The following is a 12,716-nucleotide window of genomic DNA, read 5'->3' on the forward strand; positions in this document are numbered from 1 at the left end:
TCAATGCCCGCGCCGCTGGGAATCGGAAGGGGCCGAAGATCATGCCGCATGAGCCAACGCTGCAGCCCCTGCTCCACGACCGACTGGTCACGTTCCGCGCGCCGACTCAGTGCTGGTCGCATTCCGATGGCGGAATGTACGACGGAGTCGACGGCGTCTACGTGAGCGACGTCCGTGTTCTCGACCGCCTGCAGCTGCGGCTCGGCGGCTCCGAGCTCGAACACATCGGCACCACCTCGCCCGCGGCCAGTCGGTCGGTGTTCACATTCCTGGCGCGCGGCCTCGATGCCGGCGGCGCCGATCCCGACGTTCGCATCACCCTCGCCGCGAACGCGACCTCGACCGGCGTCGATTACGAACTGGCGCTCTCCTCGCGCCGGAGTCAGCCCATCGAAACGACGGTCAGCGTCGTACTGAGGGCGGATGCGACGCCGATGGACCTCATCAAGTCGGGACGGTCGGGTTCCATCCCGGGCGACGCGGTCCGTCCTCTCGAGGGCGGCGTGCACTGGTCGGATGGCGGCATCGCGGCGACGCTGGCTGCGCCGGTAGGAGCCGTCGCCCTTCGAGGTGCGGAGATCGAAATCGAGTGGCGGGTCGACGTACCTGCTCGGGGGACGGCATCCGTTCGATGGGGCGTGAGCGCGACGGATTCCCTCTCGGTCGTTCAGGCACCCGAGGGCGCCCCGCCCTGGCGTGCGCCGGAGACGACCGGCCTCGACGACCGCCTGCAGCGCTGGCTGCATCGCGCCGTGAGCGACCTCGACGCGCTGAGGCTGACCATTCCGGGGCGGCCGAACGCGGAGTTCATCGCCGCCGGAGCTCCCTGGTTCTTCACGTTGTTCGGGCGGGACTCCCTCTGGTCGGCACGCTTTCTGCTGCCGCTCGGCACGGCGATCGCCGAGGGAACGTTGCGCGTGCTCGCCGGGATGCAGGGTACCCGCTCCGACGCGGCGACGGCGGAGCAACCGGGCAAGATCATGCACGAGCTGCGCCGGGCGTCGCTCAGCATTCCCGGGGAGGGCATCGAGCTGCCTCCGCTGTACTTCGGCACCGTCGATGCGACGGCCCTCTGGGTGTGCCTGCTCCACGACGCCTGGCGGGCGGGTCTGGCCGATGAGGTCGTGCTCGAACTGTTGCCCAACCTGCGCGCCGCGCTCGAGTGGATGCGGGACTTCGGCGACAGCGATGGCGACGGACTGCTCGAGTACGTGGACGAGAGCGGCCGGGGGCTGTCGAATCAGGGGTGGAAGGACAGCGGCGACTCCGTTCAGTGGAACGACGGAACGCTCGCCACGGGCCCGATCGCACTCTGCGAGGTGCAGGGATACGCCTACGAAGCGGCGATGCACGGCGCCGACCTGCTCGATCACTTCGGCGACGACGGCGGGGCCTGGCGGCAGTGGGCCTCCTCCCTCCGGGAGGCGTTCCACTCGGCGTTCTGGATCGCGTCGCCCGACGGCGCCTATCCCGCGATCGCCCTCGACGCAGCCAAGCGCCCGGTCGACTCGCTCACGAGCAACATCGGCCACCTGCTGGGCACCGGCATCCTCTCGCCCGATGAGGCGACCCTCGTCGCCGAGCGCCTGGTCTTACCACAGCTCGCCTCGGGCTTCGGATTGCGCACCCTCTCGACGGATGCCGCCGGCTACTGGCCGCTCAGCTACCACGGCGGAACCGTATGGGCCCACGACACGGCCATCGCCATCCGCGGGCTCGCGCTCGAGGGGTTCCCCTCCGAAGCGGCCGCACTCGCCGACGGCCTGCTCGAGGCGGCCGTCGCCTTCGACTACCGGATGCCAGAACTCCACAGCGGCGACGCGGCGACCGACGTCGCTGCACCGGCCCCGTATCCCGCCGCCTGCCGCCCCCAGGCCTGGTCGGCGGCGGCGGCCGTGGTGGTCGCCGACGCGCTGCGCCGCTGAGCCGCCCCAAACGCAGGGTGAGCGGCCCGGCAACCCCTGTAGCGGCTCGCCGTGACGCTGGTCCTGCATTTACACACTGCCCACAGCTCGCCCTCAGGCCAAATGCAGGATGAGGGGACAGTCGACCCATATACCGGCTCGCCGCGACGCTGGTCCTGCATCCACACACGCCCACCCGTCACCGGCCCAAACGCAGGATGAGGGGACAGTCGACCCATATACCGGCTCGCCGTGACGCTGGTCCTGCGTACGTGCAACCTCCGTCCACCGATGGAATAACGGCGCGGGCGGCACAGTTCGACACCGATACCCCTGAGGGGTATTCTCGAGCGAGTGAAGGACCGGAAAACGATGGATCACGACCCTCATGACCTGCCCGCTGAGATCGTGCGCCCACATGAGCCCCATGATGCGCCGGGGAGCGAACACTCGGGACACGCTCACGGTCTCCCTGAGCATGGTCACGACGCACACGCCGGGCACGACCCACACTCCGGCCACGCCGGGCACGACCCGCACTCCGGTCACGCCGGACACGGCGGGCACGCCGGGCACGGCGATCACGTCGGCCAGTTCCGGCGGCTGTTCTGGATCATGCTCGTCGTCGCGGTGCCCGTCATCACCTTCAGCCCGATGTTCGCCGACCTGCTCGGCTACTCGCTCGGCGAGAGCGGCATCATCCCGTGGATCTCGCCCATCCTCGGCACGGTGATGTTCTTCTGGGGCGGCTGGCCGTTCCTCTCCGGCGCCCGCAGCGAGATCGCCGCGCGCCGACCCGGCATGATGCTGCTCATCGGGCTCGCCATCACCGTCGCCTACGTCGCCTCGCTCGGGTCGAGCCTCGGCCTGCTCGATCACCACCTCGACTTCTGGTGGGAACTGGCGCTGCTCATCGTCATCATGCTGCTCGGCCACTGGATCGAGATGCGCTCCATCGCTCAGGCCTCATCGGCGCTTGACGCGCTCGCCGCGCTCCTGCCCGACCAGGCCGAACGACTGTCAGCCGACGGCCCCGAACTCGTCGCCCCCTCCGACCTGCGCGTGGGCGATCTCGTCATCGTGCGCCCCGGAGGCCGCGTTCCCGCCGATGGCATCGTGACGGAGGGAACCGCAGACGTCGACGAGTCGATGATCACCGGGGAGTCGCGCGCGGTCGCACGCTCAGTCGGCGACTCCGTCGTCGCCGGAACCGTGGCGACCGACAGTGCCATCCGAGTGCGGGTGAGCGCCGTGGGCGACGACACCGCGCTGGCCGGCATCCGTCGCCTCGTCGCGCAGGCGCAGGCGTCCTCTTCACGGGCCCAGCGCATCGCCGACACCGCCGCCGGCTGGCTGTTCTGGTTCGCCCTCGGCGCCGCCGTTCTCACCGCCATCGCGTGGACCCTCGCCGGCAACCCCGACGATGCCGTCGTGCGCACCATCACGGTGCTCGTTATCGCGTGCCCGCACGCGCTCGGACTGGCCATTCCGCTCGTCGTGAGCATCGCGACCGAGAGGGCCGCACGCGCCGGCATCCTCATCACCGATCGGCTGGCGCTCGAGACGATGCGCACCGTCGATGCCGTGCTCTTCGACAAGACCGGCACACTGACGAAGGGCGAGCCTGCGGTGACGGATGCGGTTGCCGCCACCGGCTTCGAGGTCACCGAGGTGCTCGCCCTGGCCGCGGCCGCGGAGGCCGACAGCGAGCATCCCCTCGGCCGCGCGATCGTCGAGTACGCCCGCCGGCACGGTCTCGCCGTACCTCCCGCATCGGACTTCGAGGCGACCGCTGCCCTCGGCGTGCGCGCCCGCGTCGGCGGCCGCACAGTGGAGGTCGGCGGCCCCGCGCTTCTCGAGCGCGCGCGTGCCGCCGCGTCGGTTGGCAGGACTCCGGCCGCTCTGCAGGGCCTGAGTGACGGTTCCGGTCCTGCAAACGTCCCGAACTCCTTCGAAGCGGATGCCGCTGCTTGGGCTCAGCGCGGAGCGACCGTGCTGCACGTGCTCGTCGACGGGCGCATCGCGGGAGCACTGGCCCTCGCCGACGAGGTGCGCCCGGAGTCGCGGGATGCGGTCGCCGCCCTCCAGGCGGGCGGCATCGACGTCGCCATGCTCACCGGTGACGCGGAATCGGTCGCGCGGTCCGTGGCCGGGGCGGTGGGCATCGAGCGCGTCTTCGCCGGAGTGCACCCCGCCGACAAGGCGGCCGCCGTGCGAGCACTGCAGGCGGAAGGCCGACGCGTCGCTATGGTGGGCGACGGCGTCAACGACGCCCCCGCCCTGGCGCAGGCCGACGTGGGTATCGCCATCGGAGCGGGAACGGATGTCGCCATCGCCTCTGCCGGCGTCATCCTGGTCGGCTCCGACCCGCGCTCGGTCGTCTCGGTCATCGAGCTGTCGAAGGCCGGCTACCGCAAGATGCAGCAGAACCTGTGGTGGGCGGCCGGTTACAACCTGCTCTCCGTTCCGCTGGCGGCCGGCGTGCTCGCACCCATCGGCTTCGTGCTGCCCATGTCGGTCGGCGCGATTCTCATGAGCCTCTCGACCGTGATCGTCGCGGCGAACGCCCAGCTGCTGCGCCGCCTCGATCTGCGACCCGAGGCCGTGCTCGGCCGCTGACAGCCGCGCGACGGCCACGCGTAGCAACACACGACGCGCCGCCCGGGTCATCCGGACGGCGCGTCATGGCGAGGGGATGCCCCGCCCTCGTTGGCCTACTCGGCGGGCACCGCATCCGTCGTCGTGCCGCCGCCCGTGCCGGTGCGAGGCTGCGCCTTGCGTTCACGCCGGGCCTGCTTGCGCGCTGCCCGTCGGTCCAGGCGCTCCGGCCGACGCTCGCGGAAGCCCTCGACGAGGTTGTAGAGCGTCGGCAGCACGACGAGCGTGAGCAGCGTCGACGACACCAGTCCGCCGATCACGACGATCGCGAGCGGCTGCGAGATGAACCCGCCGTGGCCGGTGAGCCCGATCGCCATCGGCAGCAGGGCGAAGATGGTCGCCAGTGCGGTCATGAGGATGGGGCGCAGACGACGGGAGGAACCGTGCACCACGGCCTCACGCACAGCCATACCCCTGCGCCGGTACTGGTTCACGAGGTCGACGAGCACGATCGCGTTCGTGACCACGATGCCGATGAGCATCAGCACGCCCACGAGCGAGGCGACGCCGAGCGGAATGCCCGTGATCACCTGCAGCAGAATGGCGCCGGTCGCCGCGAACGGCACCGAGATGAGCAGCAGCAACGGCTGCAGCAGTGACCGGAACGTCGCCACCATCACGATGTAGACGATGAGGATGGCGGCCAGCAGCGCGAGGCCGAGCTGCGAGAACGCCTCCGACTGGTCGGATGCCACGCCGCCGAGCGACGCGGTGGTTCCCGCCGGAATCTCGGCCTTGTCGACCGCCTGCTGCACCTCGGCGCTGGCCGCGCCGGTGTTGTCGCTGCCGGGCGTGACCGTGACCGTCGCGCTGCGCAGTCCCTTCACGGTGGTGACGGATGCCGGACCCTCGGTCTGCTCGACGGTGGCGAGCGAGTCGAGGCGAACCGGGCCGGTCGCGGTCGGGATCTCGATCGCCGAGACGGCGTCGATGGTCGTGGGCGGATTGGCCGAGGCGATGTAGATCGTGAGCGTCTTCTCATCGATCACGATCGATCCCGCCGACTGCGGCTGCATCACGCCCGACACGTACGAGCTCAACGCGACCTCGCTGAAGCCGGCTTCCGCGGCCTTCGTGCGGTCGACGGTGATGCCCACGAGCGGACGCGAGGCCTCGAGATTGCTCGCCACGTCGCTGACGTCGTCGAGCTTCTTCGCCTGGGCGACCACCGCATCCGTCGCCTTCTGCAGGTCGTCCTGGTTGGAGGCGGTGATGTCGACGGTGATGTTGCTCGATCCGCCGAAACCGCTCGAGGCGGCCACGGTGATGTCGCCGACATCGTCGAGCTTCTCGAGCTCGGTACGCACGTCCGCCTGCACCGCATCGGGGTCGGCATCATCCGCGGTGGTGATCGAGTAGCTGATGCGGTTTCCGCCTCCTCCGCCGAACGCGGAGGCGATCGAGCTGCCGCCCGATCCGATCGAGGTCTGCACGGTCTCGACGCCGTCGGTGCCGCGGATGGTCTTCTCGACGTCGGTGCTCGCGGTGTCCAGTGCCGACAGGCTCGTTCCCACCGGGAGGGTCTGCGAGACCTGGAAGGTGTTCTGGCCGCTCGACCCGAGGAAGTTCGTCTTCATGAACGGCGTGAGCGCGAGGGTGCCGCCGAGCACGAGCACGGCGATCACGATGGTGACCACCGAGTGTTTGAGGGTCCACGTGAGGATGGGCAGGTAGCTGCGCTGCAGCCGCGTGGGATGCGCGAGCTCGTCCGCCGCGGCACCGGTCGCGCCGCCAGCGACCGCCGGCGCCACCGTCGCGGTGCTCGTGCCCGAGTTCGCTGTGGATGCGCCGTTCCCGTCGGCGACGACGACCTCCTGCGCCGAATCCGCCAGCACGGTGACCGTCTCGGGCTGCTCCGGCGCGTCGACCGCCACGACGTGCGCACCGTGATGGGCGCTCGCTCCGGCGGCATCGATCGCGGGAGTCGCACCGGTCTCCACCTCGTCGACGAACGCCGCCGCGGCTGCATCCGCGTTCTTGGGCGCACGCAGGAACCAGTACGCCAGAACGGGCACGATGGTCAGCGCCACGAGCAGCGAGGCGAGCAGTGCGATCGTGACCGTCATGGCGAACGGCCGGAACAGCTCTCCCGTGACGCCGCTGACGAGCGCGATCGGCGCGAACACGGCGACCGTGGTGATGGTGGATGCGGTGATGGCGCCGGCCACCTCGCGCACGGCGTGGACGATGGTCGCCGCCTTGTCGACGCCCGGGACGAGATGGCGCTTGATGTTCTCGATGACGACGATGGAGTCATCCACCACGCGCCCGATGGCGATCGTCAGGGCGCCGAGCGTGAGCACGTTCAGCGTGTAGCCCGAGACCTGCAGGCCGATGAAGGTGATGAGCACCGACGTCGGAATCGAGATGGCCGTCACGAGGGTGGCGCGCACCGACAGCAGGAAGATCAGGATGATCACCACGGCGAAGCCCAGCCCGAGCAGGCCCTCGGTCGCGAGCGACTCGATGGACTGCTGGATGTAGGGCGCCTGGTCGAAGACGACGGTGAACTTCGCGCCCGGGTTCGTGGAGTCCAGCGAGGATTCCAGGTCGGGCAGGCGGTCGCGCACGCCCGTGCTGACCTCGACTGTGTTGGCCGCGGGAAGCTTGGTGACCGCGATCGTGAGCGCCGGCTCTCCGTTGACGCGCGAGATGCTCGTGGTCGGATTGTCGGCGAGGGCCACCGTGGCGACATCGCCGATCGTGGCGGGAGCGACGGGTGTGACCTCGAGCGGAACGGCGGCTTCTGCGCCGGTATCGCCGGCACCGGTGCCGGCATCGGTGCCCCCGGCGCCGGGCTGCTGCGCGCCGGTGGAGTCGCCCGCACCGGCTCCGGCCGATCCGCTGGCGCCCGCTCCTGCGCTGGCTCCGCCACCGATCGGCGCCGAAGGAATGAGCGGAAGCGCGCTCAGGTCTTCGACGCTGGTGAGCTTGGTGCCGAGCTGCACGGAGTAGTTGCGGTCGTCCTGCGTGATGGTGCCGGCGGGAATGAGCACGCCGTTCTGCTGCAGCGCGTCGCGGATGGAGGATGCCGACAGGCCGCGAGCGGCGAGCTTGGCGGCATCCGGCGTGATGGTCACGCGCTGGCCGACGTCGCCGACGAGGGTGGCGTCGCGCACTCCGTCGACGTCCTTGATCTCGCCGATGGTGGTGCGCTTGATCTCGTCCGAGAGCGTGGAGACGTCGTCGACACCCGTCACCGCGACCTGGATGACCGGGATGTCGTCGAGGCTGAGCGCGACCACCTGCGGGTCGGTGTCGTCGGGCAGCTGCGACTTGATGCGGTTGACGCTCGAGAGCAGCTTCTGCTCGGCGAAGGCGAGGTCGGTGCCGTAGGTGAAGCTCGCGCGCACGACCGACAGGCCGGTCGAGCTCGTCGTCGAGGTCGACTCCAGCCCCGTGATGCCCTGGATCGACGTCTCGATCGGCGTCGACAGGTCGGTGTTCACGATGTCGGGCGACGCGCCGGGATAGCTCGTGACGATCGAGAGCTGCGGGAACTGGATCGACGGAGCCAGCTCCTGCTTCAGTCCGCTGAGGGCGATTCCACCGAAGATCGCGACGACGATGGTCACGAGCGCGATGAGCGCCCGGTTCTTCATGCTGAGTGCAGCGAGAGAATGCACGGAGTTCCTTTTGGAAATGGCGTCGGATGCCGCCGGTGCGGCGGGCATATCGGCGACGGCGACGACGTCTCAGTATCGCATTGCAGTCACTGCACTTTTATGACGGGATGCTGTGAGTGCTCGGTCGTCCGCCGCGTCGTCGGGTACTGCGCGGGGTCTCGCTTCCGCTTCCGCGAGGACGGGGCATCGGGGGTCCCGCCCAAAGATGCCCACCGACCCCCGGACCCCCGATGCCCCGTCCTCGCTGCAGCTCTCCTCGGGCCGGTCGTAAGGCTTGTCGGAGGCGGGCAAGCCCGGTCCCTGAGCTTGTCGAAGGGCCCGGCCCCACAGACCGACTCACCACGCTTCGACAAGCTCAGCGAACAGCGAGCAAGCCGATCTCGGAAAGGCCGGTCCCTGAGCCTGTCGAAGGGCCCGGACCCACAGGCTCACTCACCACGCTTCGACAAGCTCAGCGCACAGCGGCTGACGACGCTTCGGAAAGCCCGGTCCCTGAGGCCGAAGGGCCCGGGCCCACAGGCTCACTCACCACGCTTCGACAAGCTCAGCGAGCAGGGACTGACGACGCTTCGGAAAGCCCGGTCCCTGAGCCTGTCGAAGGGCCCGGACCCACACACGGCCGCACCACGCTTCGACAAGCTCAGCGAACACGGGCGAGCCGATCTCGGAAAGCCCGGTCCCTGAGCTTGTCGAGGGGCCCGGTCGCACAGACCGGCTCACCACGCTTCGACAAGCTCAGCGAACAGCGACTCATCACGCTTGGGAAAGCCCGGTCCCTGAGCCTGTCGAAGGGCCCACGCCCACAGACCGACGCACCGCGCTTCGACAAGCTCAGCGAGCAGCGACTGACGACGCTTCGGAAAGCCCGGTCCCTGAGCTTGCCGAAGGGCCTGGACCCACAGGCTCACTCACCACGCTTCGACAAGCTCAGCGAACAGCGACTCACGACACTTAGGGAACCCCAGTCCCTGAGCCCGCCGAAGGGCCGGACGCGTGCCACCATGGGGCTATGAGTCTGCACATCACCGGAGATGCCGCGGCCGACGAACTGCTGAGCACCGACCCGCTCGCCCTCATCATCGGCATGCTGCTCGACCAGCAGGTGCCCATGGAGACCGCCTTCGCCGGCCCGCTCAAGATCCGCGATCGCATCGGCGGCCTGGATGCCGGAAAGATCGCCGGGTTCCCCCCGGAGGAATTCGCCGAGGTCTTCAAGAAGACGCCCTCGGTGCATCGCTTTCCCGGGTCGATGGCGGGGCGGGTGCAAGCCCTGTCCGCCGCGATCGTGCAGGACTGGCACGGCGACGCCGCCGCCCTCTGGACCGACGGCGACCCCGACGGCCCCGAGGTGCTCAAGCGCCTGAAGAAGCTTCCCGGCTTCGGCGAGCAGAAGGCCAAGATCTTCCTCGCCCTTCTCGGCAAGCGCTACGGCTTCACCGGCGACGGCTGGCGCGAGGCCGCCGGTGCCTACGGCGACGACGACGCGTTCCGCTCGGTAGCCGACATCGTCGACGCGGAATCCCTCGCACGAGTCCGCGAGACCAAGCGCGCCGCCAAAGCCGCCGCGAAGGGATAGCGTCCCGCAGTTCCCGCTTCGCACCGGGCCACGGGCCCGCCCCTCATACAGCGCGGCGGGTCCTCCCCGGGCGCGACGGGCCCTGCGGTGGCGACGGGCCCGCCGCCTCCTACTGCACCGTGCGGCGGCGACGCACGAGCGTCAGCACGATTCCCGGCAGCAGCACGGCGAGCGCAGCGAGCGCGAGGCCCGTCGCCTCCACGCCTGTGTGCGCGAGTGCAGTCGCCTGCGCCGAGGCCGTGCCGGTCACGGTGACGGATGCGGTGACCTGGCTCCCATCCGGAAGGATGGCGACGAGGGTGTGCGGCCCAGCGGGCACGGTCGATGGCACGACGGCGTTGAAGATGAACGCCCCGTTCGCGCCGGCCGTCGCCGTTCCGAGCACGACAGGGTCCGAATGCAGTTCGAACCGCACCTGGGCTCCCGCGTCGAAGCCCGCTCCGCCGATCACGATGCGGCCTCCCGCGGCGATCGTCGTCGATCCGAGAACGAGCACGGGCTTGGTCCCGTGCGGTCCATCGCCGGGCTGGCCGCCTCCCGATCCGGGGCCGCCGCCCTCGCCGGGCTGCTGTCCCGCTCCGAAGACGTCGGCGGCGTCACCGAGCCGCAGGAAGACGGTCTCACCGGTCGCGTTGGCGAGGCCGTCGTTGTCGGTCACCCCGTAGAGGGCGCCGTCGGCGGCGATCGTGAAGCCCTCGAGCTTCTCCTGTGTCCACCCGCCGCTCTCCTGCAGCTTCGGCAGCACGTCGATCGCCAGCGTCTTGTCGAGGATGGGCAAGGAGCCCGCCGCAGCATCCGTCGTCGGCACCTGCACCGTGTAGATGCGCTTCACGGCGGCGCGCGGGCCGTTGAGCTTGTCGCGTTCGATCACCGCGAGGGTGTTCTCGTTCACGGCCGTGATCTCGGACAGGCCCATCCAGTCGCCCGCGACGCTGGTGTGCTCGAGACGGTAGCCGAACCACGTCCAGGTGCCCGACGCCAGGTCGTAACGTCCGATGCGCGTGACGTCGTCGCCGTCGATGCCGCCGCTCGCGGCCTTCGGGTCGGTCCAGAGCGGACGCTGGATGACGGCGAACAGCTGCTCGTGCTCCCCGGTGCCGATCGCCGTCAGGCCCTCGAAGCCCCACTTGCCGATGTGCGCCGAGATGTCGGCCGGAAGCGTGACCGTCTGCTGGATGGCGCCGGCGGCATCCGTGCGAACGAGCTTGTTGGACGGTCCGTCGACTCCTTCGATGGCGAGCCAGAAGCCGCCCTCCGGCCGCGCGTAGACGCCCTCGATGTCGAGTGCGACGGGGGCGCCCTTGTCGGTGATGGTGAGTGCGCGAGTGATGTGCGCCGGGGTACGCGACACGTCGACCGTGTACACCGTGCTCGGCGAGACCGCGACGTCGCTCGCCGTGTAGAGCGTCTTCGGGTCGGCCGGGTCGGCGCTGAGCGCGCTGAGCGCCTGCCAGCCGATGGGTGCGCCGGCCGCGACGCCGACAGCCCTCGGGTCCTCATCCGAGACGATGCTCGGCTGGCTGGGATCGCTGTTCCCCAGTCGGTAGAGGTTCACCACCGCACGCACGCCGTTGGCGGCGTCGTCGGTCTCGCTCGAGACCACGAGCATGCCCCGGCTCGGCACGGGCAGGATGCCCTCGGGCCCGTTCGTCGTGAACAGCAGCTGCTTGTAGACCGGATGCGTCGGGTCGCTCACGTCGTAGACGGCGACGAAGTTGCTGCGCTCGCTCGCGACGAACGCATACGGCACGCCGTCGAAGGTTCCGACGGCGAGACCCTCGGGCTCGCTGCCCTTCTTCGCCGCACGGTCGTTGTTGTACAGCCCGTGTCGGTCGGCGAGCCGCTCGTAGCTGTTTCCTGCATCCCAGGCGACGGCTCCCGTGTGGGCGTCGAAGACGGTCCAGCCGCGGGTTCCGCCCTTCCAGTCGCCCTCGTTCGCCGTGGCGAGGTGGTCGTTGCCGATCCAGGCGATCGAGTCGGGCTCGCGGGGCGTGTTCGTGATGGACCCCGAGAGGTCGATGCGGCCGTCCTTCTTCACGTCGATCCCGCTGACAGTGTCGGTGCCCGCCGAGAACACGGAGTCGATGGCCTTGGATGCGAGGTCGACGATCACGACGCCGTTGTTCTCCTGCAGGGTCACCGCGAGCTTGTCGTTCCCGTTGATGGCCACGTACTCCGGCTCGGGGTCCTCGGGCGTGTCCAGGCCGGCCGCGACGAAGGAGCCCAACGCGCTGCCATCGGGGTTCGTGAACGGTACCGGGGTCACGCTCCACGCCTGCACGTCTGCGGCGAGGTCGATCACCTGCACGAAGCCGGCCGGCAACTGCGGCAGGTCGCCCGCCTTCTTGCCCGTGGGCGCGAACGCCTCGTCGCGCTGATTCTCCATCGCGATGGCCGCGTACTTGCCGTCCTTGCTGATGGCGATGGAGTCGGGCTGACCACCCAGGTCGAAGCTCTTCACGGCGCCGTGGTCGCTCGCGCGCAGCACCTCGAGGCGGCCAGACGGATGCGCGAAGTCGCCGCCCGTCTCGTCGATCACCACGAGGAGGTAGTCGCCGTAGGTCGCCACCGACGTCGGCTGGTCGTCTGCGTGCCCGATCTGACCGAGTTCCACCGTGCCCGCACCGACCGGCTTGGCGGGATCGCTCACGTCGACGAAGCCGATGCGCTTGCCGAGCGCATCCGTGTAGATGACGGTCGAGCCGTCCTGGCTGATCGTCGAGATCTCCGACACCGTCGGGGCTGCGGGGTCCACGCCGGCGGGCACATTGAGGTAGACGGGGTAGGTGGCTGTGCGATCGAAGAAGACCGGGGCCGCATCCGGTGCCGCGCTCGCGGCGAGCGGAGTCACGGCGAGGGCGCAGGCGGCGAGAGCGGATGCCGCGAACGCGGCGACGGTACGGGCACGGGGTGCGGGCATGATCGGGCGGACTCCAGCGTCGAGGGCGGTCT

General features: G+C 69.7%; 5 protein-coding genes. 3 read left to right on the top strand and 2 right to left on the bottom strand.

Translation table 11 applies throughout. The annotated features are described in order from the left end of the window. The first annotated feature begins 41 nt into the window (after positions 1–41). Positions 42–1,925, top strand: a complete 1,884-nt coding sequence (locus tag WDJ51_RS02735; protein ID WP_337850898.1) for a glycogen debranching N-terminal domain-containing protein — start codon at positions 42–44, stop codon at positions 1,923–1,925. Positions 1,926–2,276: 351 nt separating this feature from the next. Further along, a complete protein-coding gene (locus tag WDJ51_RS02740; RefSeq protein ID WP_337850899.1) occupies positions 2,277–4,523 on the top strand; it encodes a heavy metal translocating P-type ATPase in 2,247 nt (748 codons plus the stop codon). Between the two features lie 95 nt (positions 4,524–4,618). On the opposite strand, the gene WDJ51_RS02745 is transcribed toward WDJ51_RS02740, so the two are convergent. Next, positions 4,619–8,188: an efflux RND transporter permease subunit gene (locus WDJ51_RS02745; protein WP_337850900.1), complete on the bottom strand. Its 3,570-nt coding sequence runs from the start codon at positions 8,186–8,188 to the stop codon at positions 4,619–4,621. A gap of 1,009 nt (positions 8,189–9,197) precedes the next feature. Between WDJ51_RS02745 and WDJ51_RS02750 the strand changes: the two genes are divergently transcribed. Next, complete coding sequence (locus WDJ51_RS02750) at positions 9,198–9,764, top strand: HhH-GPD-type base excision DNA repair protein (protein ID WP_337850901.1); 567 nt, start codon at positions 9,198–9,200, stop codon at positions 9,762–9,764. Between the two features lie 109 nt (positions 9,765–9,873). Here WDJ51_RS02750 and WDJ51_RS02755 read toward each other — a convergent pair whose 3' ends face one another. Continuing rightward, positions 9,874–12,684, bottom strand: coding sequence for an esterase-like activity of phytase family protein (locus tag WDJ51_RS02755; protein ID WP_337850902.1), 2,811 nt, complete (start codon positions 12,682–12,684; stop codon positions 9,874–9,876). Positions 12,685–12,716 lie beyond the last annotated feature (32 nt).

The sequence above is a fragment of the Rathayibacter sp. YIM 133350 genome, from assembly GCF_037404875.1.
Lineage (GTDB): Bacteria > Actinomycetota > Actinomycetes > Actinomycetales > Microbacteriaceae > Orlajensenia.